The following is a 22,105-nucleotide window of genomic DNA, read 5'->3' as shown; positions in this document are numbered from 1 at the left end:
CACCCAGCATCAGAATTTCTCCGCACGCACTAAGGCGTAGAGAAGGTAGGCGGTCAGGGCCAGCACCAGCAGCAACAAAAAGACATTCATACCCGCGTATGCTGCGCCGCCACTTTTGACAGCACCATTCGTCTTTCGGCTAGTTGAATTGGCCATGTGGCCAGTCGTCCACACATCGTTTGCGGATAGCCTCCACTCACGATGCGAGACACCCTGCGCCTGCTGCTTGCGCCGCCCAAATTGCCGCTGGGCGACAGTACGTTGTGGACGGTCTGTCTGACGGCGCTGGCCGTGGTGCTGCTGATCGACCTGCTGACCCCCGCCTCGCTGGTGGTCGGTACATTGCTAACCGTGCCAATCGCGCTGGCTGCGCTGGGAACGTCGCGCCGCCCGGTGCTGATCCTGACGCTGCTGGGGGTGGCGGCCTCACTGGTGGCTGCCCTGGAGAACGCGCTGGAAGACGGCTTTAGTAACGCCGATCTGTCCAACCGCACCGTCAGCCTGCTGGCGATCTTGCTGGTGGGCGGCCTGACCCTGCGCTCCCGTGACGCCTCCGAGCGGGCCGTGCGGATCACCGAGGACGAGCGCCAGTTGCGGCGCGAACGCCTGCTGCGCCGTCTGGCCGAGGACGTGGGCGGCCCGCTGGGTCAGGCCGAGTTTGTCTCCCGCGCGGCCTCCGCCCTGCAACATCTGACCGGGGCGCTGAGCGTGGAGGTGGGCGCGGTGGACCGGGCCATGCTGCGCCGCCCCCATGCACTGGCCCAGGCTCCGGGACTGTCGGCGGACGATCACCGCTCCCGGCTGGATACCCGCCTGCCGCTGGAATATCTGGCCCAGCCGGTGGGTGCGGGTGACGTGTGGGCAGCGGACGGCGGCGCTTTTGTGCTGGCGCGGCTGCGGCGTTCGGAGGACAGCGACTTGCTGATGATTCTCCACCGCCCCGAGACCCCACTGTCCCTGACCGCCGAGGCCGTCTCTGCGCTGCAACCCCTGCTGGAGCGCACGGCCCTGCTGGACGACTTGCGCGTGCAGCGCGAGCAACTCAGTGAACGCGGCGAACTGCTGCGCGATCTGGTCTACGCTTTCTCGCATGACCTGCGCACGCCGCTGCTCGCCAACGCCATGAACATGGACGCCGCCCGGCGCGGCGCATACGGCCCGCTGCCCGAGGCGTACCGCGCTACCCTGGAAAATGGCCTGGAATCCAACGCCACGCTGCTGGCCCTGGCCGAGAAACTGCTGCTGGTCACCAAATACGAGAGCGGCGAAACCGATGACGAGATGGAGGAGGTCAACCTGCGGGCGCTGGTGCAGAGCGTGCTGGAGGACCTGCGCCCCCGTATAGAGGCCAGTCGCCTGATCGTGGAACGTGATCTGCGGGCTGTGCGGCTGTGGGGCCGCCCCCATGATCTCAGACGCGCGATTCAGAACCTGCTGGACAATGCCGTAAAGTTCAGCCCGCCCGGTACAACGCTGCGCGTCTCTCTGGCCGAGGAGGACAGTGAAGCCACCCTGAGCGTGCAGGACGAGGGGCCAGGCGTTCCTTCCGCCCGCACTCCGCAACTGTTTCAGCGCTTCCGGGGTGGCGGCGCGGGCAGTGGCACGGGGCTGGGCCTGTACCTGACCCGCCGCATTGCCGAGGCCCACGGCGGCAGCGTTCGTTACGCCCGCACAGGTCAGAACCGCAGCCTGTTTACCCTGACCCTGCCTGTCACTGGAGAAACGTCCCATGCCGGATGAGCCGATCCGCATTCTGCTGGTGGAGGACCACGCCTTCACCCGCGACGGCCTGCGGGCCACACTGAATCTGGAAGACGATCTTCAGGTGGTCACCGAGGCCCGCAGCGGTGAGGAAGCCCTGGAGCAACTGGCCGGGACAACAGTGGATGTGGCGGTGGTGGACATCGGTCTGCCCGGCATGGACGGCATCCAGACCGCCGCCGAGATCAGGCGCGGCTGGCCGGACATCAAAATCGTGATGCTGACCGCCCACGATCTGCGTCAGGAAGTCTTCGCGGCGCTGGCCTCCGGTGCGGCGGCCTACTGCCTGAAAAGCGCCAGACCTGAGCTACTCCTGCTGGCGGTGCGGGCGGCGGCGGCGGGCAGCGCCTACCTGGACCCCCAGGTGGCGCACCACGTTCTGGGCGGCGTGCGCGCTCCTGGATCGGCCCCGCTGCTGACCCCCCGCGAACTGGAAGTGCTGCGCCTAATTGCCGATGGGTTGCCCAACAAGGATATCGCCGCCGAACTAGGCGTCAGCGTCAGTACCGTCAAGCTGTACGTGCAGGAACTGCTGGTGAAATTGCAGGCGGCAGACCGCACCCAGGCAGCGGTCAAGGCGCTGCGGCAGGGCTTGCTGTGAGGGTTGAACACGGACTGCGTTTGTTTCGTGTCCATCCGGTTTCGCTTGCTTCGTCCTGAGTAGCTCCAGAAGACAGCCAGCAGAATCGCCGCCGCCGCCCCAACAGCAGGACAGGCCCAGAACCGCTCTGATGTCAACTGGATTTGACGTTTCGTCGTCTTTGCATTACGCTCAGGCATGTCCTCGTCTGTGGGCGGCCTGCGCTCGTCTGTTCAGCAGTACCGCAAAAATGCTGGACTGGCGGCCACCGAACTGGCCCGACGGGCAGGGATCACGCGCCAGGCACTCCACAACATCGAGACCGGCCATTCCGCTCCCACCACTGTGGTGGCGCTCCGGCTGGCGCAGGCGCTGATGTGCCGTGTCGACGATCTGTTCAGCCTGATGCCCGGCGCAGTGGAAGCGCGCGTGATCGGCGAGGCGCAGCAGGGCTGCCGGGTGCGGCTGGCACGCCTGGGACCCCATCTGCTCGCCCTCCCCCTGCAAGGTGCGGCGGGCCTGACCCAGCGGGGTGACGGCGTGATCACGGCCCATCACGGCCCACACGCAGAGGTGGAACTGAGCGGCGACTTGGCTCTGGCCGAACGCACGGCCATCCTGATCGGCTGTGATCCGTCGCTGGAATTGCTGGCCGCGCACACCGAACGGGCCTCGCCAGACCTGCGGGTGCTGACGCGCCCGGCCTCCAGTGGGGCGGCGCTGGCCGAACTGGCCGCCGGCAACGCCCATCTGGCGGGCATCCACCTGTGGGACGCGGAAAGTGGGGAGTCCAACCTGCCTTCCGTGCAACGGATGGAGCTGGGGCAACCGCTCCACGTCCTCGCGCTGTGGACCTGGGAGCAGGGACTGCTGACGGCGGCGGGCAACCCCAAAGGGATTCGGGGGGTGGAAGACCTGCGAGGCGGTGATCTGCGTCTGATCAACCGTGATCAGGGTGCGGGAAGCCGCCTGATGCTGGACGGGTGGCTCGATGTGGCGGGCTTCAGCATGATGGAGCGTCAGGCGCTGCCCGGTTATCACGATCAGGCAGATTCCCCGCTGGACGCCGCCCGGCGGGTTCAGTCCGGGGCAGCGGATGTCGCCCCCGGCCCCCGCGTGGCTGCACAGGCGCTGGGGTTGCACTTCATTCCACTCCAGACCGAACACTTCGACCTGATCATCCCCGAAAAGTTTCTGGGTCATCCCGCCGTGCAGGCGCTGCTCGCCACCGCCCGCAGCGACGCCTTTCTGCGTGAACTGGCCGCCCTGGGCGGCTACGACACGGCACAGGTGGGGCAACTGCGCGGCATCGTCACATGAGGTTCACCATGAAAATAAAACTCCTGCTTTCTACCCTTCTGCTGGGCCTGGGCAGCGCCAGCGCGGCCAACCTGACCGTCTTCGCCGCCGCCTCGCTGACAGACGCTTTCGCCGAGATCGGGAAAGCCTTCGACGCGAAGACCGGCAACACCACCACCTTCCAGTTCGCCGGATCGCAGGCGCTGAGGACGCAACTGGACAACGGCGCACGGGCCGACGTGTACGCCAGCGCCAACAACACGCAATTTGACCCACTGATCAAGTCGGGGCTGGTCACGGGCGGCCAGCCGTTCCTGAGCAATCGGCTGGCCGTGATCGCGCCGAGGAACAATGCAAAAGTGCAGACGCTGGCGGACCTGAGCAAACCAGGGGTCAAACTGGTCATCGCCGATAAGGCCGTCCCCGTCGGCGATTACACCCGCCGGATGATCAGCGCCATCGACAAGTCAGGAGCATATGGCAAGGACTTCTCGGGGTTGTTTCTGAAGAACGTGGTCAGCGAGGAACCCAACGTGCGTCAGGTGGCCCTCAAGGTGCAACTGGGCGAAGCGGACGCCGCCGTGGTCTACAGCTCAGATGTGACGCCCGCCCTGCGCCTCAGCGTGCGGGTGATCACGCTGCCCACCCGCTTCAACCAGAGCGCGAGCTACCCCATCGGCACCCTCAAGAATTCGGCCAGCCCTGAGTCCGCGCAGGCGTTCGTGAAGTTCGTGCTGTCGGGCGAGGGGCAGGCCATCCTGAAGAAGTGGGGTTTTCTCAAGCCCTAGCAGTAGCCGTTGCCCCGCATTTCTCAGTTTCAAATCTACCCACGGAGACCCATGCAATTCAGCGCACGCCAGACCTTCAGACATCATGACCACAGTGGAAGGGTGGACTCGCCTGTTGGCCCCATAGGGACCGTGCGCTGACTAAGCAGACCTTTCCTGAACGCAGGCCCGTTCGTCCGCGCACCCGGTCCGGTCCACGCGGTGTCCCCGCCCTTCCACTGGCGCTGAGCGCGCTGCTGGTCCTGTTTCTGGTGCTGCCGGTGCTGGCGCTGCTGCTGCGTGGCCTGAATGCCCAGTTCTTTCCCACGCTGCTGGGGCCAGTGGTGCTGGACGCCCTGCGGATCAGCCTGCTGACCACGGGCTGCACCATGTTCCTGACTGTGCTGCTGGGCACCCCGGTGGCGTGGCTGCTCGCCCGCTACGATTTCCCCGGCAAGACCGCGCTGGACACGCTGCTGGACCTGCCCATCGTGCTGCCGCCCGTTGTGGCGGGGGTGGGGCTGCTGCTGGCCTTTGGGCGCAACGGCCTGCTGGGTGCGCCGCTGGAACTGGCCGGGATCAGCGTGGCGTTCTCGTTCGCGGCGGTGGTCATGGCGCAACTGTTCGTGGCCGCGCCTTTTTACCTGCGGACTGCCAAGGCAGGTTTCATGTCGGTAGACCGTGACGTGGAGGACGCCGCCCGCACCGACGGGGCAGACCGCTGGACGGTGTTCCGGTACATTACCTGGCCGCTGGCCTCCGCGTTCCTGCTGGAAGGACTGGTGCTGACCTGGGCGCGGGCGCTGGGCGAATTCGGGGCCACCATCCTGTTTGCCGGGTCGCTCCAGGGCAAGACCCGGACCATCACCCTGGCGATCTATTCCGCGCTGGAATCCGATCTGGCCCCGGCGCTGGTGCTGTCGGCGGTGATGGTGCTGCTGGCCTTCACGGTGCTGGCGGTGGTGCGCAGGCTGGGCAGCGCCCATACCCCGCGCTAAAAAACGCCAGAAAACCAGGAAATGCCAGAAAAGATGGCGGCTTTCCCCTCAACACCGCCCACCAACTGGCACGGTGCTTGCCCTCCTGTCCCGGCAGCTTCAGTACCGGACAACTTGGATTTAAGCTTCACTGGCACGCGAAAAAGCCTTTGCTCGTCGCTTGGATGACGTTTGAGAGAACGTTGTATCCATCGTGCCGCCTCCTGACAGAGCCGACAAGCGCTTGAGATCAGAAGCTGTTCTCAGCGCATTTCTTGTCCCAGACGGGATCGTTGCTCATATCAAGCTTTCTGCCGATCTGGACGACGAAAAAGTGAAGTTGTCCAGTACTGAACCCGGCAGCGTGTGAGACAATGCCCGGACCACCGCCAGTTTTCCCATTTCTCCTTTTACACCGAGGTTTTTGATGATCGATGAATTCACTGTCCATGAACTGCTGACCCCCGACGAACGACTGGTGCGCGAGAGCGTGCGCGCCTACTGCGACGCTGAACTGCTGCCCCACATTGCCGCGTGGTGGGACGACGGCGACCTGCCCGTAAAAGACGTGATGCGCGGCTTTGGCCAGATGGGCCTGCTGGGGCCAACCACACCGGAAGAGTACGGCGGCGCGGGCCTGAGCTACAGCGGCTACGGCGCGATGATGTACGAGCTGGAGCGGGTGGACAGCGGCTTACGCAGCGCGGCCAGCGTGCAGGGCAGTCTGGTGATGTACCCGATCCTGACCTTCGGCAGCGACGAGCAAAAGCAGAAGTGGCTGCCAGGGCTGGCCTCGGGAGAGCTGATCGGCTGCTTCGGCCTGACCGAACCCGACGGCGGCTCGGACCCCGGCGCGATGAGGACGCGGGCACGGCTGGACGGCGACGAATACGTCCTGAACGGCAACAAGATGTGGATCACCAACAGCCCGGAGGCCGACGTGGCCGTGGTCTGGGCCAAGGACGACGAGGGCGTAATCCGGGGCTTTATCGTGCCCACCGATAGCCCCGGCTTTCACGCCCCGCCCATCAAGCGCAAGATGAGCCTGCGCGCCAGCGTGACCGGTGAGATCGTGCTGGAGGACTGCCGCATTCCGGCGGGGAACCTGCTCCCCGGCAGCAAGGGGCTGAAAAGCCCACTGTCCTGCCTGACCAGCGCCCGCTTCGGCATCGCCTGGGGCGCGATGGGCGCGCTGGAAGCGGTGTTGCAGACCGCACTGGATTACACCTCGGACCGCACCACCTTCGGCAAACCCATCGCCTCGCGCCAACTGGTGCAGGACAAACTGGTCCGCATGGCCACCGACCACAGCACCGGAATGCTGCTGGCGTGGCGGCTGGGCACCCTCAAGGATGCTGGGCGCATGAATTTCGCGCAGGTCAGCTACGCCAAGCGTAACAACGTGCGGGTGGCGCTCCAGGGCGCACGGCTGGCCCGCGAGATGCTGGGCGGCAACGGCATCACCACCGAGTACCCCGTGATCCGCCACATGCTCAATCTGGAAACCGTGGACACCTACGAAGGCACGCACGACATCCACACGCTGATTGTGGGACGGCATCTGACTGGGCAGGGCGCGCTGGAGTAGCAGAGGCTGAATCGCACCGTCTGACTGTCAGAGCGTACATTCTCGCTCTGCGGTCAGACGGTTTTATCTGCTCTGGAGAGTCTATTTCCCGAGGTTGCCGAGAAACGCCAGACTCGCCTTCACGCTGTCCATTCCATCAGCCTGATCCTGCTCGTAGAACACCGTTGCATTTGGCGGCACAGCTTCCAGAATGGCGGTGAGCGGCACCTCGCCCGCACCCAGTTCCACCGTCAGCAAACCGTCACCGTCGCGGCGCAGATCCTTGAGATGCACCAACGGCGTGCGGTCCGCGTACCGCTTCAGATACTCGACGGGATCTTTTCCGCCCGCGTAGACCCAGGCGGTATCCAGCTCCAGCCCCAGACTGGGAGCGCGTTCCAGCAGCAGGTCAAGAACGGGTTGCCCGTCCAGCGTCTCGCTCAACTCATGGTCATGGTTGTGGTAGCTCAGGCTGATGCCCTCGGCGGCCAGCTTCTGAGACAGTTCTTCGAGCTGTTCAGCCAGCTTCACCCACTCCTGACCCTCGCCCTTGAACCAGGGATAGACCGCGCGTGTCACGCCGACGCCATGCAGGAAGTCAATCTGCCCGGCGGTGTCCTGCTCCCATGCCTGACCGCCGATGTGGGCGGCGGTGGCCGTCAGTCCGCGCTCGGTCAGGGCGGCGCGCAGGCCAGGGCCGTCCAGGCCGCCGTACTCTCCGGCCAGCTCGACTTCGGTGACGCCGCTGGCGGCCACGGCGTCCAGGGTGCCATAAAAATCCTGGGCCAGTTGCTCGCGCAGGGTGTACAGTTGCAGGCCGACGGAAACGCGCTGGGTCATGGGAACCTCGTGGAAGTGAATGGGGGTGTAGTCGCTAGAATTGGGTGGCAGAACTGAGGGGCGGGAGAACAGACCATTCTGGCTTTCTCTGCCCTCTACTGTACGGCCCGACAGGGCGTCGTCGCCAGCAACACGCCCACTCATCCACAGCGCAGGAGGTTCCCCGCATGACCCACAGCATCGGCATTATCGGCACCGGCAACATCAGCAGCGCGTACCTGAAGATCGCCCGCGAACTGGGGCTGTTCCGGGTGGCCGCCATCACCGATCTGGACCCGGCGCGGGCACAGGCGCAGGCCAGCGCCCACGGCAGCCGCGCCGTCACGCTGGACGAACTGCTCTCGGACTCCGAGATCGTGGCGGTGGTCAATCTGACGCCGCCCGCCGCACACGCCGCAATGTCGCTGGCCATCCTGAACGCGGGCAAACACGTCTACAGCGAGAAACCACTGGCGATCACGCGGGAGGACGGGCAGGCCATTTTGCGTGAGGCTCAGACGCGGGGCTTGCGGGTCGGCTGCGCCCCTGACACCTTTCTGGGCGCGGGGCTGCAAACGGCGCGCGAGCTGCTGGACGCGGGCCGGATTGGCCGCCCGGTGGCCGCCACCGCCTTCATGCTGGGGGGTGGGCCAGAGGGCTGGCACCCCGATCCCGAGTTCTTTTATCAGCCCGGCGCAGGGCCGCTGTTCGACATGGGACCGTACTATCTGACGGCGCTGGTCAACCTGCTGGGCGGCGTGACCCGCGTGGGCGGCAGCGCGGTCCGGGCGCACGCTGAGCGCGTGATCGGCAGCGGGGCCAGACAGGGCCAGAAAGTCCCCGTTCAGACCCCCACCCACGTCACCGCCCAACTGACTTTTGATGGGGTAAGAGGGGAATCTGGACCCGTCGCCACCTTCATTGCCAGTTTCGACGTGCAGGCCAGCGAGGTGCCGCGCATCGAGATCTACGGCACGGCGGGCACCCTCAGCCTGCCCGATCCCAACACCTTCGGCGGCCCCTTGCGCCTACGTGCGGCAGGCAGTGACGCCTGGGAGACCACCACACTGACCCGCCCCTTTCAGGACAACGCGCGCGGCATCGGGCTGGCCGACATGCTGGAGGCCATCGGCATCGGCGCACCCCACCGGGCCAGCGGCGAACTGGCCTATCATGTGCTGGACGTGATGCAGACCACGCTGGACGCCGCCGAGGCTGGCCGCACGCTGGATGTACAGAGCCGCACCGAACGGCCTGCTGCCCTGAGCGCCCATCCGGCGTGGCTGCCTGCCGGGATGGCATGACAGAGGCTTACGCCAGCGCGTAGGTCTGTAAATACGCCCAGCCGTTGCCCAGCCTATCCACCCGCCGTAATCCCGCCGCACCTGCCCAGGCGTCCACGGTACAGGCCCGCACGTATTCCGGCCCGAAAAACTCCTCGCCCACGATGATTCGCCCGCCGGGACGCAGCACGCGCACGCATTCGCGCAGGGCGGCCACAGGAGCGGGTAATTCGGTCAGCACGGAGATCAGGATCACGGCGTCCAGACTCCCCGCTTCACAGGGAAGGGCAGACAGATCACTGTGCAGAAGCGTCACGTTCGGCAGTCCGGCGATCTTGGCCGCCGTCTGGGCCAGGTAACGGGCCTCGATGTCCAACGCGGTCAGGTGGCCGCAGCGCCCGGCCAGCGCGGGGGTAAACAGCCCCGAACCGCAGCCCACTTCCAGCACATGATCCGTGGGACGCAGCCCGCACGCGTCCGCAAGCCGCACGGGATCGCGGTAGCGCCGCCGCCACGGGTTTTCCAGCAGCCATGCCCAGCCGTAGGGAATGGGAAACGGGCGGCGGCGCACCCACAGCCGCAGCCCCAGTTGCGCGAGAGTGAAACCCGCCAGGGTACCCAGCGCGAGGTTGACGCCCGCATGGCGTCTGGGAGTTCGCCGCGCCGCAACTGCTTCAACCATCGGACCGCCTCCTGAACTGGGAAAAGTCATGGACACGAATTGCGCGGGCAGGGACGAAAAAACCGCCCTTTCAGGCGGCGATGAAAAGAACATAGCGCGGTATTCAGGGGAAGTCAAATCCATACATTGACTGGGCAGCCCGCAACGGCTCTGGATCTATCGGCTCTGGGTATCCGCCGCGTCGCGCAGGGCGTCGCCCATGAAGTTGAAGGCCAGCACCGACAGCACGATCATCACGCCGGGCAGCAGCAGCCAGGGATACAGGTTGAGGGTCTCGAAGTTCTGCGCGTCCTTGAGAAGCAGGCCCCAACTGGTCATCGGCTCCTTGATGCCCAGACCTAAGAAACTCAGCGCGCTCTCGCCCAGGATGTAGCCGGGCAGCGCCAGCGTGGCGGTCACGATCAGGAACGAACTCAGGTTGGGCATGATGTGGCGCAGGATCACCCGCAGGTCACTGCTGCCGATAGCCCGCGCCGCCTGCACGTAATCCACGTTGCGCGCGCTGATGACCTGCCCGCGAATCACCCGCGCCAGCCCCGCCCAGCCGATCAACGCCAGCACGGCGATGATCCCCAGATACACCCAGGTACTCGGCCAACTGGCGGGAATGATGGTGGACAGCGCCAGCAGAATCGGCAGGCGTGGGAAGGACAGCAACACCTCGATCACCCGCTGGATCAGGTTGTCCACCCAGCCGCCAAAATACCCGCTGACCCCGCCCAGCACGATGCCGATGGTGAAGCTAATGACGATCCCGATCAGGCCCACCGTCAGGCTGACCTGTGAGCCGACGAGCATTCGCGAGAACAGGTCGCGTCCAAACTTGTCCGTGCCAAGGGGAAAGTAAAAGCCGTCCTGCACGCCAAACAGGTGCCACTGACTTTTAAAGACGCCCAGAAAGTTGTACTGGGATTCCAGCGGATCGTCGCCGCGCACAAGGAACAGGATCGGTCTGGGCGTGGAGGTATCCGGCGCGAAGGTGGACCGAAAGGTCACCGGATCGCGCGTTTTCTTGACCCCGTAGACGAAGGGGCGCATCAATTTGCCGTCGTGAACGAGGTGGACGGTCTGTGGACGCTGAAAGGGAAAATCGGCGTGCTGCGCGGTGATCGAATACGGAGACAGGAACCCGGCCAGCAGCGCGATCAGGTACAGCGCGGCCAGCAGCCACGCACTCCAGACGCCCACGCGGTTGCGCCGGAAGCGGCGGAGGGCCAGCGCCAGCGGGGTTTGACGCTCCTGCGTTTTTACGGTCATATTTGCGGGAGCTGCCGTCATTCGAACCGGATCCGGGGATCGGCCCAGGCCAGCGCGAGGTCCGAGAGCAGGTTGCCGATCAGCAGCAGCAGCGCGCTAAAGAGCAGCAATGTCATGGCGACGTATTGGTCCTTATTGAGCAGACTGTCATAGAGGTAAGGCCCGATGGTGGGCAGGTTCAGCACGATGGACGCGATGATGGTGCCGCTGATCAGGGTAGGCAGGCTCAGGCCCGCAAGGCTGATCAGCGGGTTGATGGCGTTCCTGACCGCGTGCCGCCACAGCACCGCGCGCCCGGCCAGTCCCTTGGCCCGCGCCGTCCGCACGTAATCCTGGTTGATCACGTCCAGCATCGACGCCCGCATCTGGCGCATCAGGCCCGCCACCCCTTCCAGACCGATGGCGATCATGGGAATCCACAGGTGGTTCAGGAGGTCCAGCACCCTGGGCCAGCTCCACGGCTCACCGATGTACTGCGGGCTGAACAGGCCGCCCACGTTGGTCCCGCCTGCCCCTAGCACCAGCGCGATGAGCAGGAGCGCCACCAGAAAATCGGGAATGGCGAGGCTGATATAGCCCAGAAAGTTGGTGATCGTCGCGCCGATGCCGTAGCGGTTCAGGGCCGTGTAGATGCCCAGCGGAATGGCGATCAGCCACGAGACGATCAGGGTCAGCACAGCCAGAAACACGGTCCAGCCCAGCCGCTCCCAGATCAGCTCGGCCACCGGACGCCCGTTGGCGAACGAATAGCCGAAGTTGCCCTCGGTGACGATGCCCTTGATCCAGGTCAGGTACTGCACCCACAGCGGCTGATCCAGGCCCAGTTGTTTGGTGATGGTGGCCACCGTTTCCCTGGTCACGCGCGGGTCTTCCAGGTACTGGTCAATAAAGCTGCCCGGCTGGAGTTGAATGACGACAAAGCAGACCACACTGATCAGCAACAGCGTGGGAACCATGCCCAGGATGCGCCGCAGGGCGTAGCTCAGCATGGTTGGGGGGCAGGGGGAAGAGCCGCTGCTGGTAATGGATGGAGAGCTTGCATGGGTTGATGGGCCTCGCTTTCGGGATGAGTGTGCAGGCGCGTATGAATAGGGGAGGGGAACACTCAAAAGGTGCGGGAGACTGGAGGCGAAGGCACCGCCCCGCGTCCCGCCTCCCGCACCTTCTGACTCGCCTGCCTTACTTCTGGAAAATCAGTGGGACGGGGTTGTAGCCGGGAATGACGCCCAGGTTGTAGATGTAGTTGCCGTACTTGTTGCTGATCGCGCCGATGTTCTCGGGCTTGGCAATCGGCGTGACCGGCAGGTTCTGGGCGAACAGCAGTTGCCAGCGGGTGTACAACGCCTTGCGTTTGCTGGCCACGGTGGTGGTGGCGGCCTCGTTGAAGATGTTGTAGATCTCCTTTTCCCACCCGGCCATCTTCGCCATGTTGGGCGCTGCGCCCTCGCTGGCGGGCTGGGTGCTGCGGTGCCAGTAGTACAGCGCGCCGCCGGGCTGCCAGATGGGTTTACGCAGTTCGGGATCGGGCTGGTCGCCGAAGGCGTGCAGAATCATCTCGTAATCGCCCGCCAGGCCGGTAGACAGCAGTTTGCTGCTCAGGATGCCCTTGAGGTTGACCTTGACCCCCAGCTTCTTGAAATCGCTTTGCAGGATGGTGGCCATCGCCGGGTACACCGAGCTGTCGGTGCCGTAGGTCAGATCGAATTCCAGGTTCTTGCCGCCCGCACCCGGCAGGTTGCGAACGCCGTCGCCGTTGGTGTCCTTGACATTCAGCGCGTCCAGCGCCTTGCCCGCCGCCGCCAGATCGAACTTGCCCAGTTGCGCCCTGGTGTTGGTGTACCACTGCGTGTTGACCGGCGCGACGCCGTGACCGGGCAGGCTGGCCAGACCGTTGTAGACGGTGTCGATGATGCGCTCACGGTCTACAGCACCCTGCATGGCGCGGCGGAAGCGGGCGTCACCGAACAGCTTGGACAGCCCGGCTTCCTTGGCATCGAAGTTGTAGGCCACAAAGGGGGGGCTGCCGAACAGCGCCGTGGAGCGGATGACCTTGAAGGGTGCGCCAGCGACCTCCTTGGATTTCAGGTCCGGGAACTGCGCGCCGCTGATGTTGAGTTGGTCCAGATTCCCGGCCAGGAACTGCGCCACCTGCGCCTGCGGATCGCGGATGATCAGGAAATCCAGCGCGTTCAGGTACGGCAGTTGCGTGCCGCTGGCGTCCACCTTCCAGTAGTTGGGATTCCTGACCGTGCTGACCTTCTGGCCCGCCGTGTAGGCGCTGAGCTTGAAGGGGCCGGTGCCCACGACTTCGGCAGGGGCGATGTTGGTGGGCCAGGCGCTATTGATGTCGGCGGCCTTGGCCCCGCCGTCCTGCGAGAACTTGGCCAGCTTGTGCTGCGGCATGATGAAATAGCGCTGCTGCAAGAGGAACGCCGGGGCGGCGCGCGGCAGATTGAACTGCACGGTGTTGGCGTCAATCTTCTTCATCGTGATGCTCTGGCCGTCCAGCTTGAAGTTCCCGGCGTCGCCCGCGCGGGCTTCGGGGTTCATGATCATGTTCTTGTAGGTAAAGATCACGTCGTCGGCGTTGAAGGCCTGGCCGTCGCTCCACTTGACGCCCTGACGCAGCTTGAAAGTGTAGACCTTGCCGCCGTCGCTGATGGTCCAGCTCTCGGCCAGCGCGGGTTCGATCTTGTAGGTGGAGTAGTTGAATTCCACCAGACCGTCGAACATCTGCTGCGAGATCAGGCCGAGGTTGTTGTCGATCACGCCGTAATAGAACAGGCTCTGCGGGGCGTCGCCCAGCGCCAGGGTCATGTTGCCGCCGGCCTTGCCCTTGACCACGCCCAGCGGGCCGTAACCGTCCACCTTCTTGGGTGCGGCCAGTGCGCCGCCGATCAGGGCGAGGGAAATCAGGGCCAATGCAGAACGTGAGCGGGAATAGGTGGACATGGATAAACCTCCGGGGGAGTGGGGGTGGACCTCGGCGAGAGGCGGGCCATACAGGGGAAACGCACACGGGTCAACAGCGCAGTCGTGGGAAAGGTCAGGGTGTGGAGCCTGGGCTTCAGCCGGGGCCGAAGAGCCTGAGCGCCGAATTGTATTACTCAACCTACAGCTTAAGACCACTTTGGGGCCAATGGCAAGCCCCTTGCCCGGTGGTGTGAGAGTGGTATGTTCTGAAGACATGTCCGCATCCTCACCTCCCTGGGCCATTCCGCTGGATTCGGCCAGCGCCCTGCCCGTCTATATGCAGGTCGCGCAGGGCCTGGAGCAGCGCATTCACAGCGGCGATCTGCGCCGGGGTAGCGCGCTGCCCGCCGAGCGCGAGCTGGCCTCGCACCTGCATGTCTCGCGCGTCACCGTGCGGCAGGCACTGGCGTTGCTGGCGCAACAGGGCCTGCTCACGCGCAAGCACGGCAGCGGCACCTTCATCACGCCGCCCACCCCCGAGGAACGGCCCAGCCGCACGCTGGGGCTGCTGAGTTCCTTCTCGGACGACGTCCGTTCGCGCGGGCAGACGCCGGGGGCGCAGGTGCTGGGCTTTGAACTGACCCGCCCCAGCCCGCAGGAAGCCATGAGTCTGGCCCTCTCGCCGGGGGAAAAGGTCTACCGCATCCGGCGGCTGCGAACTTCAGATGGCGAGGCACTGGCCGTCGAGGACAGCACCCTGCCCGCCGCGCTGGTAGGCGAACTGCGCGAGGGGGACGTCAGCGACGCCAGTCTGTACGCGCTGCTGGGCACCCGAAAGCTCCAGCCCGTGCGGGCGATCCGGCATCTGCGGGCGGTCAGCGCCGATCTGACGCTGGCCGAACTGCTGGGCATCGCCCCCGGCGCAGCACTCCTGGCCACCGAGCGGGTGTCCTGGACGGGGGGTGGGCGGCCCGTCGAATACGCCCGCGCCCATTACCGGGGAGACCGCTACGACTTCGTGATGGAACTGCACGGGGACGGCGAATGACCGCTGATCCACCCGTCCCGGACGCCCGCCGCACCGAGGGCGTTCACCCGGACCACGCCAATCTGGACCGCCTGGACATTCCAGAGCTGGTGCGTGTGCTGGCCGACGATCAGACTGGTGCGGTGGAGGCCGTGCGCGCGGCAGCCCCGGCCATCGCACGGGCGGTGGAAGCGGCCCTGCCCCGGCTGGAACGCGGCGGGCGGCTGGTCTACGCGGGCGCAGGAACCAGCGGACGCCTGGGCGTGCTGGACGCCACCGAACTGACGCCGACGTTTTCCTGGCCGGTCTTGCGGGCCGTGCCCCTGATCGCCGGGGGAGCAAGAGCCATCCGCGAGGCCGTGGAGGGTGCGGAGGATGACCGTGAGGCAGGCGAGGCAGACATGCTGGAGGCAATAGTAGGTCCAGACGACGTGCTGATCGCCATTGCCGCCAGCGGCACCACCCCCTACGTCCTGGGCGCGGTGGACGCGGCGCAGCGGGTGGGGGCGCTGACGGTGGGCCTCTCCAACAACCCTGGCACGCCGCTGCTGTCGGCGGTGGCCTGCCCGGTCCTGCTGGACACTGGCCCGGAGGTCATCAGCGGCAGCACCCGCCTGAAAGCCGGAACCGCGCAGAAGATCGCCCTGAACACCTTTTCCAGCGCTGTGATGGTCCGGCTGGGCAAGGTCTACGGCAACCTGATGGTGGACGTCAAGGCCACCAACGCCAAGCTGGAGGGCCGCGCCGTGCGTCTGGTGCGCCACGCCACGGGGGCAGGTGATGCGGCGGCACATCAGGCGTTGAAAGAGTGCGGCGGCAGCGTCAAGATCGCCATCGTGCAACTGTTGCTGGGCGTCAGTGCCGCCGAGGCCACGGCCCGTCTGGAGGCACACAACGGACATGCCCGCGCGGCGCTGGAGCAGCAATGATTCCCGAACGGACCCGCGAGATTCTGGAAGCGGCTGTGAGAGTGGGCGGTCTGCCGGGAGCCGCTCTGGGTGTGGTGGATGCGGGAGGCGAGCGGGACACCCTGATTCTCGGCCACGCGCAGATTCAGCCGGAGAACATCGCGCTGAAAGAGGATGCCGTCTTCGATCTTGCCAGCCTGACCAAGCCGCTGTTCACGGCCCGAACCATCCTCCGCGCCGCCGAACAGGGCCGACTCGATCTGGACGACACGGTGGCCGCCCACCTGCCCGAACTGGGCTGGATGCAGGACACCCCGCTGAAAGCGCGCACGCTGCGGCAACTGATGACGCACACGGCGGGGCTGCCCGCCTGGGTGCCGCTCTACACCTGGGGCAACGCCGACACCATCCGCGCCCGCTTCATGCAGGAGCCGTGGGCCATGCAGGAGGCCGGGGAAGTGGTCTATTCCGATCTGGGGTACATGCTGCTGGGGCGTGTGCTGGAGCGGATCTATGACAGACCGTTGCGCGACTTCGAGCTGGACGACGGCCTGACCTTTTCACCTCAGCCTCAAAACAGTGTCGCCACCGAACACTGCCTGTGGCGCGGGCGAATGCTGCGCGGTGAGACACATGATGAGAACGCGGCGGCGCAGGGTGGGGTGGCCGGACACGCGGGGCTGTTCGGCACGCTGGACGGCACGCTGAATCAGGCTGAACTGCTGCTGCGGGGCGGCTGGCTGTCGCCTGCGGCACAAGCACAGGCAACGCGCATTCAAACGCCGGGGCGCACGCTGGCGTTTGTGGCCGCGCAACCCGGCTGGAGCGGCGGCAGCTTGTGCAGTGCGGCGGCTCTTGGGCATACCGGCTTCACTGGAACGGGGCTGTGGGTGGACCCGGCACACGGTCTGGCCTGGACGCTGCTGACCAACCGCGTTCACCCTACCCGCCACAGCACCTTTGACATCCAGGGGCTGAGGCGGGCGGTGGGCAACACGCTACTGGCCGGGCTGGGTTGATTCCTGCTGGGGTTGCTCGTCACATGACGAGTAGAGTTCCGCACACCCTCACGGTCATCCGAACAGCCATCTGCTAGCATTCCGGCGTCCACAACTCGCGTTCAATCCATTCTCTGGAGGTTTCACCATGAAAACCCGCATCCTACTGACTGCCCTGCTCGCCTGCACCTCACTGGCCGCCGCCGAAATCCGCGTGGGCGTGATCGTCTCGGGCACCGGCCCCGCCGCCAGCCTGGGCATCCCGGAGCGCAATACGGTGGCGCTGCTGCCGCAAGCAATCGCCGGGCAGAAGATCGTCTACACCATTCTGGACGACGCCAGCGACACCACCGCCGCCGTGACCAGCGCACGCAAGCTGATCCAGGACAATAAGGTGGACCTGATCATCGGGACCACCACTACCCCCGCTTCACTGGCGATGATCGACGTGGTGGCCGAGGCCAAGGTTCCCATGATCAGTCTGGCCGCCTCCGAGGGCATCATCAAGCCGGTGGATGCCAAACGTCAGTGGGTCTTCAAGACCCCGCAGACCGACGCGATCATGGCGGCGGCGATTGCCCAGCACATGCAGCAGAACAAGGTCAAGACGGTGGGCTACATCGGCTTCAACGACGCCTACGGCGAGGGCTGGCTGGCCGAACTCAAGAAGAACGCCGCCGCACGCGGCATCAAGGTGGTGGCCGAGGAGCGCTACGGACGCAGCGACACCAGCGTGACCGGTCAGGTGTTGAAGGTCCTGGCCGCCAAACCCGACGCCGTGTTGATCGGCGCGTCCGGTGTACCTGCCGTGCTGCCGCAGAAGACCCTGGGAGACCGGGGCTATGCGGGCAAGGTCTACCAGACCCACGGCGTCGCCAACGCGGATTTCCTGCGGGTGGGCGGCAAGGACGTGGAGGGCGCGATTCTTCCGGCGGGACCAGTGCTGGTGGCCGAACAGCTTCCCGACACCAACCCCAACAAGAAAGTGGGCCTGAACTACGCCAGTCTGTACGAGGCCAGATACGGCAAGGACAGCGTGTCGACCTTCGGCGCACACATGTGGGACGCCGGACTGCTGATGCAAAAGGCCATTCCCAGCGCGCTGAAAAAGGCCAAGCCCGGCACCGCCGAGTTCCGCAGCGCCCTGCGCGACGCCCTGGAAGGCTCACGCAACATCATCGGCGCGCACGGCATCTTCAACCTGTCGTCCACCGATCACCTGGGCCTGGACGCCCGCAGCCGCGTGATGGTACAGGTTGTGGACGGCAAATGGAAGCTGCTTAAGTAAACGCTCCAAATATTCGGGCGGCGCGTGGAGACTGATCTCCGTGCGCCGCCTTTCCGCTGCCCGGCGGCCCAGAGCATCTAACGGAAAAGATGCACCGTTCCGGGTGAAGCTGGAATATCTGGAGACGCTCTCTCGAGCGCCTTTCTGGCGTGCGTCACGCTCCATCTGGTCCAGTTATCAGCAAATCAGGTTTATCGGTAGATCGGGAAGGTGACTGAACCCGCCTGGGTGTCCCAATGGCCTACCCCCCACTTGAAGAGACTGACCCATTTGTTCCCCACCTGCTGCCCAATCGTCAGGTTGCTCTGTGAAAACTGATTCTTCGTCTGAGACGCACCATACTTGACGGTCACCACATTTTTTCCCGGTTTCAGAAACGGCGTCAGATCAAAATTGCCGTCGCTGTCCAGGCTACTGATACCCTCTCCATTCAGCGCAATATCGAACTGGACGGGCTGGGAGGGATGAAACTTACCAAACAGACTGACTTTTCCGGGCCTGGCCGTGGGAGACGGCTTGGCGAGAAAGACAAAAGTGCTGGTGCCCGCTTTCGTGTTGACATCCGAGTCTTTCTTAAAGAGCGTGCGCCATTTCCCGTCCTGCCCTGCGCCAAGCGTCAACGTACTCTTGGAGAACCTGTTCTCGTTCTTCCCAGGATCAACATTGACGGTCAGGGTGTTCTTGCCGGACTTGACCCAGGGTGTGATGTCCATATTGCCGTCCGCAGCACGGTGCAGCAAAAGGGTCTGCCCATTCAGACTCACGCGGAACGTTGCAGGTTGAGACGGATGGAAATCGGTAGAAACAACGTACTGTTCGGCGTGTGCCACTGAAGCACAAGTCAAAAGGACAACGCAGGCAATCCAGGGTTTCATGCCTGAGTGTGCTTTTCGCTGTGGTATGAAACATGAGGGTTCTGCCAAATTTAAACAGGGTGACCGATCATGCAGCAATTTGGATGGACTGGTAGCAGGCGGCTTCTGACGTTGCAAGACAGTATTGCGTAACGGACGACGTTGGGAGTGACTTTTCGCAATCTATTTTGAACAGGGCCAACTGGAATATGGATTTTAGGGGCGGATTCGTGTTCCGGGTTCAGTCGCACCTGTGGCTCTTGGCACGGACTGATCTTCAGGATTCAGGTGATGCTGACTGGTTGTGTCAAGGTCACGGGGTCAAGCAAAAAGCGGAGGCGGACTGTCCATTGCTGGAACAGCCCACCTCCGCCCTGCGTTGCTAAAAAATGGTTTAGAGGGTGCCCTTGAGGGTGCTGGCGACCTTGAAAGCCACCTTCTTGCCCGCAGGAATCTGGATCTTCTCGCTGGTGCCAGGGCGCACGCCGGTACGGGCGGCGGTGTCCTTGACGCTCAGGGTGCCCAGGCCGGGCAGGCCGACGCTCTGGCCGCCCTTGATCGAGCTGACCACGGCGTCCAGCATGGCGCTGACGGCTTCCTCGCTCTGCTTCTTGGTCAGGCCGGTCTTGTCGGCGACCATTTCCACGAGCTGGGTCTTGGCGACCTTGTTGCTGGCGGCGGGGGCGGCCTTGGCAGCGGCGGGCGCGGCTTTGGCAGCAGTCTTCTTGGCGGCGGGCTTGGCGGTCTTTTTCGTCATGGTGAGCAGCATGACATATGCAAACGCGCTTGGGAAGGGGGTCCGGGAGGTTAGAGTCGCGCCAGCACGCTCTTAGCGCCGTTTCATGCAGGATTTTTGTGTCTGACACGGTCTTTTTCTCACAACACGTTAAAGGCCGTTGTACACGCCAAAAGCCCATTCATTAAGATCATTGGGGGTGTGGTGTACGGGGTTTATGGTGTTTGCGGCCCCAGGCGCTACACTCTGGGCATCAAAAATTCACTGTTTTGCTGCGCCATCACGGGGCGCGGCGGACCCAGGAGACCTTCATCATGACCCATCCCACCCCACCCGATAACGAATCCGCCCCATCCATGCCCACTGCCCAGGGCCGCTACTGGCCGCCCTTCAAGCCACGCACGCTGACCCTGCCGCAGACCGGCGTCATGCACAACCTGCGCGTCAGTGCCGAGCGCTACCCCGACAAGCCAGCGCTGTGGCACTACGGGCACGCGGTGACCTACGGTGAACTGCACGCCCAGGCCACGCATCTGGCCGGCCATCTGGCCGCGCAGGGCGTGGGCAAGGGCGACCGGGTGGCGGTCTGGATGCAGAACAGCCCCGCGTGGGTGGTCAGCGCCTTTGCCGCGTGGCATCTGGGCGCGGTGGTGGTGCCGCTGGCCCCCATGCTCCAGGCGCGCGAATTCGGGTTCTTCTTGCAGGACGCCGGAATCAAGGTGGGCGTGGTGGGCGCGGAACTGTATGAGAAGGCCAAACAGGCCGGACTGCAACATGCGGTGGTGGCCAACGTCATGCGCGGCACCGACGCCGCCTCTGCCGGAATCCCGCTGCCCGACGGCCTGGATGTGGAGGCCACCCTGCAAGACGGCGATATCACGCTGGAGGACGCCCTGAAAGCGGACCCTGCCCCCGCCGCGCAAGTGGGCGCGGACGACCTGTGCGTGATGCCCTACACCAGCGGCACCACCGGACTGCCCAAAGGCTGCATGCACACCCACCGCAGCGTGCAGGCCAACGTCTTCGGCGCGGGCGTGTGGATAGAGGGAACGATTGAAGACGTGTTTCTCGCGGCGCTGCCCTACTTTCACGTCACAGGGTTTATCAACAGCCTGCTGACCGGGCTGACCAACGGCGGCCAGATCGTGATCATGTCGCGCTGGGACCGGGACGCCGCACGCACGCTGATCCGCGAGCATGGCGTGACCATCTGGACCAACACGCCCACCATGGTGATCGACATGATGGCGTCGCCCAATTTTGATCCGGCAGATTTACGGACCCTGCGGAGCGTGACCGGGGGCGGGGCCAGCCTGCCCGCTGCCGTGGGCCAGAAACTGCTGGACCTGACCGGCATCATGTTCCTGGAGGGCTACGGCCTGTCCGAGACGATGGCGCAGTCGCACAGCAATCCCAAGGGACGCCAGAAGTTGCAGTGTCTGGGCGTGCCACTGTTCAACGTCGATTCGCGCATCATCGATCTGGATACCCATCAGGAATTGCCCGCAGGCCAGATCGGTGAGATCGTCATTCGGGGCCAGCAGGTCATGCAGGGCTACTGGAACCGCCCGGAGGCCACCGCCGAGGCGTTCATGGAAATCGACGGCCAGCAATTCTTCCGCAGCGGTGACCTGGGCTACATGGACGAGGAGGGGTATTTCTACTTCACGGACCGCCTCAAGCGCATGGTCAACGTCTCGGGCATGAAAGTCTGGCCCGCCGAGGTGGAAAACAAGCTGCATGCCCACCCCGCCGTGCAGGAAGCCTGCGTGATCAGCGTGCCCGACGAGCGCAGCGGCGAGCGCGCCCGCGCCCTGATCGTGCTGAAGCCCGGAGAAAGTGCCACCGGCGAGGACATCGAGAAGTGGGCGCGCGAGCAGATGGCCACCTACAAGGTGCCGCGCGACTATCATTTTGTGGAAAGCCTGCCGCGCGGCCCCACCGGCAAGGTGGCCTGGCGTCCGTTGCAGGAAGCGGCGCGTGCAGCCATGGTGGCCGGAAGCTGAGCGGACAAGTCTAAAAACTGGGATGTGGAGGCAAATCTGCCCACACGTCCCAGTTTTCTGTCTGGAGGGCACAGCGCAGCCCATCTCACAGCGCAGCCCATCCCCAGGGCTACCGCAAAGTCAGGACAGCCTCTAGAAATGGCAAATCCATCGTGGCGCGGAACTGTTTAGAGGCCAGACTTCCCTTGCCCGTCCCTTCACGCCGCAGCAGATGGGCAGCCATCTGCCGCACCATGACCCAATTCTGGGCTGCAATTCGGTTCTTGACCTTTGAAGCATCATCATCAAAAACCACGTCCAGCACCCAGTGAAGCTGATTTTCTATGCCCCAATGCAGTCGGCTCGTTCTCAGAATCAGTGCGGCATGGTTTCGCATACTGGTC

At 64.6% G+C, this 22,105-nt stretch carries 21 protein-coding genes; 12 read left to right on the top strand and 9 right to left on the bottom strand.

All coding sequences use genetic code 11. The features are described from left to right. Positions 1 to 9 precede the first annotated feature (9 nt). Positions 10 to 156 (bottom strand): potassium-transporting ATPase subunit F, encoded by a 147-nt coding sequence (locus Q319_RS26275; RefSeq protein ID WP_081846048.1) that lies wholly within the window; start codon positions 154 to 156, stop codon positions 10 to 12. A gap of 45 nt (positions 157 to 201) precedes the next feature. On the opposite strand from Q319_RS26275, the gene Q319_RS0113865 reads away from it, so the two are divergent. From Q319_RS0113865 to Q319_RS0113840, 6 genes are all read left to right on the top strand, one after another. Next, the gene (locus Q319_RS0113865; RefSeq protein WP_029483083.1) at positions 202 to 1,740 is read left to right on the top strand and encodes a sensor histidine kinase; all 1,539 of its coding nucleotides are present in this window, start codon (positions 202 to 204) and stop codon (positions 1,738 to 1,740) included. Continuing rightward, positions 1,730 to 2,362, top strand: coding sequence for a response regulator transcription factor (locus Q319_RS0113860; RefSeq protein WP_029483082.1), 633 nt, complete (start codon positions 1,730 to 1,732; stop codon positions 2,360 to 2,362). Before Q319_RS0113865 ends, Q319_RS0113860 begins: the two co-directional genes overlap by 11 nt. Positions 2,363 to 2,539: 177 nt before the next feature. Next, positions 2,540 to 3,661: a substrate-binding domain-containing protein gene (locus tag Q319_RS0113855; RefSeq protein ID WP_029483081.1), complete on the top strand. Its 1,122-nt coding sequence runs from the start codon at positions 2,540 to 2,542 to the stop codon at positions 3,659 to 3,661. Between the two features lie 8 nt (positions 3,662 to 3,669). Continuing rightward, complete coding sequence (modA, locus tag Q319_RS0113850) at positions 3,670 to 4,428, top strand: molybdate ABC transporter substrate-binding protein (RefSeq protein WP_029483080.1); 759 nt, start codon at positions 3,670 to 3,672, stop codon at positions 4,426 to 4,428. Positions 4,429 to 4,679: 251 nt separating this feature from the next. Then, positions 4,680 to 5,405, top strand: a complete 726-nt coding sequence (locus tag Q319_RS0113845) for an ABC transporter permease (RefSeq protein ID WP_245619234.1) — start codon at positions 4,680 to 4,682, stop codon at positions 5,403 to 5,405. Positions 5,406 to 5,811: 406 nt separating this feature from the next. Then, positions 5,812 to 6,972 carry an acyl-CoA dehydrogenase family protein gene (locus tag Q319_RS0113840; protein ID WP_029483078.1) on the top strand — a complete coding sequence of 387 codons (1,161 nt, stop codon included), beginning with the start codon at positions 5,812 to 5,814 and terminating at the stop codon, positions 6,970 to 6,972. A gap of 81 nt (positions 6,973 to 7,053) precedes the next feature. Here the strand turns inward: Q319_RS0113840 and Q319_RS0113835 are convergent, their stop codons facing one another. Then, positions 7,054 to 7,791 (bottom strand): sugar phosphate isomerase/epimerase family protein, encoded by a 738-nt coding sequence (locus tag Q319_RS0113835; RefSeq protein WP_029483077.1) that lies wholly within the window; start codon positions 7,789 to 7,791, stop codon positions 7,054 to 7,056. A 167-nt stretch (positions 7,792 to 7,958) separates the two neighbouring features. On the opposite strand from Q319_RS0113835, the gene Q319_RS0113830 reads away from it, so the two are divergent. Beyond that, on the top strand, positions 7,959 to 9,074 hold the full coding sequence (locus Q319_RS0113830) for a Gfo/Idh/MocA family protein (protein WP_029483076.1): 1,116 nt from the start codon (positions 7,959 to 7,961) through the stop codon (positions 9,072 to 9,074). 7 nt (positions 9,075 to 9,081) lie between these two features. On the opposite strand, the gene Q319_RS25595 is transcribed toward Q319_RS0113830, so the two are convergent. The 4 genes from Q319_RS25595 to Q319_RS0113810 all read right to left on the bottom strand — a co-directional run bounded on the left by Q319_RS25595 (position 9,082) and on the right by Q319_RS0113810 (position 13,944). Next, positions 9,082 to 9,735 carry a class I SAM-dependent methyltransferase gene (locus Q319_RS25595; RefSeq protein ID WP_051655390.1) on the bottom strand — a complete coding sequence of 218 codons (654 nt, stop codon included), beginning with the start codon at positions 9,733 to 9,735 and terminating at the stop codon, positions 9,082 to 9,084. 156 nt (positions 9,736 to 9,891) lie between these two features. Beyond that, on the bottom strand, positions 9,892 to 10,992 hold the full coding sequence (locus Q319_RS0113820) for an ABC transporter permease (protein WP_034415140.1): 1,101 nt from the start codon (positions 10,990 to 10,992) through the stop codon (positions 9,892 to 9,894). A gap of 17 nt (positions 10,993 to 11,009) precedes the next feature. Next, entirely contained in the window at positions 11,010 to 11,981 is a 972-nt protein-coding gene (locus tag Q319_RS0113815; RefSeq protein ID WP_029483073.1) for an ABC transporter permease, read from the bottom strand. Between the two features lie 190 nt (positions 11,982 to 12,171). Then, entirely contained in the window at positions 12,172 to 13,944 is a 1,773-nt protein-coding gene (locus tag Q319_RS0113810) for an ABC transporter substrate-binding protein (RefSeq protein WP_029483072.1), read from the bottom strand. A 235-nt stretch (positions 13,945 to 14,179) separates the two neighbouring features. On the opposite strand from Q319_RS0113810, the gene Q319_RS0113805 reads away from it, so the two are divergent. From Q319_RS0113805 to Q319_RS0113790, 4 genes are all read left to right on the top strand, one after another. Next, positions 14,180 to 14,953, top strand: a complete 774-nt coding sequence (locus Q319_RS0113805) for a GntR family transcriptional regulator (RefSeq protein ID WP_029483071.1) — start codon at positions 14,180 to 14,182, stop codon at positions 14,951 to 14,953. Continuing rightward, entirely contained in the window at positions 14,950 to 15,861 is a 912-nt protein-coding gene (murQ, locus tag Q319_RS0113800; protein WP_029483070.1) for an N-acetylmuramic acid 6-phosphate etherase, read from the top strand. The genes Q319_RS0113805 and murQ overlap by 4 nt, the downstream gene beginning before the upstream one ends. Further along, a complete protein-coding gene (locus Q319_RS0113795; RefSeq protein ID WP_029483069.1) occupies positions 15,858 to 16,859 on the top strand; it encodes a serine hydrolase domain-containing protein in 1,002 nt (333 codons plus the stop codon). Before murQ ends, Q319_RS0113795 begins: the two co-directional genes overlap by 4 nt. A gap of 127 nt (positions 16,860 to 16,986) precedes the next feature. Further along, positions 16,987 to 18,126, top strand: a complete 1,140-nt coding sequence (locus Q319_RS0113790; RefSeq protein ID WP_029483068.1) for an ABC transporter substrate-binding protein — start codon at positions 16,987 to 16,989, stop codon at positions 18,124 to 18,126. A 191-nt stretch (positions 18,127 to 18,317) separates the two neighbouring features. On the opposite strand, the gene Q319_RS0113785 is transcribed toward Q319_RS0113790, so the two are convergent. Next, entirely contained in the window at positions 18,318 to 19,001 is a 684-nt protein-coding gene (locus Q319_RS0113785; protein ID WP_156039341.1) for a hypothetical protein, read from the bottom strand. Positions 19,002 to 19,374: 373 nt separating this feature from the next. Next, a complete protein-coding gene (locus Q319_RS0113780) occupies positions 19,375 to 19,749 on the bottom strand; it encodes an HU family DNA-binding protein (protein WP_029483066.1) in 375 nt (124 codons plus the stop codon). Between the two features lie 281 nt (positions 19,750 to 20,030). Here Q319_RS0113780 and Q319_RS0113775 point away from each other — a divergent pair, with 281 nt between their 5' ends. Continuing rightward, positions 20,031 to 21,722 (top strand): long-chain-fatty-acid--CoA ligase, encoded by a 1,692-nt coding sequence (locus tag Q319_RS0113775; protein WP_029483065.1) that lies wholly within the window; start codon positions 20,031 to 20,033, stop codon positions 21,720 to 21,722. Between the two features lie 109 nt (positions 21,723 to 21,831). Here Q319_RS0113775 and Q319_RS0113770 read toward each other — a convergent pair. Beyond that, a partial coding sequence (locus Q319_RS0113770) for a transposase (protein WP_211252370.1) occupies positions 21,832 to 22,105 on the bottom strand: 274 nt, incomplete at its 5' end.

This window comes from Deinococcus marmoris DSM 12784 (genome assembly GCF_000701405.1).
In the GTDB taxonomy this organism is placed as follows: Bacteria; Deinococcota; Deinococci; order Deinococcales; family Deinococcaceae; genus Deinococcus; species Deinococcus marmoris.
This window is presented reverse-complemented; position numbering and strand designations above follow the sequence as displayed.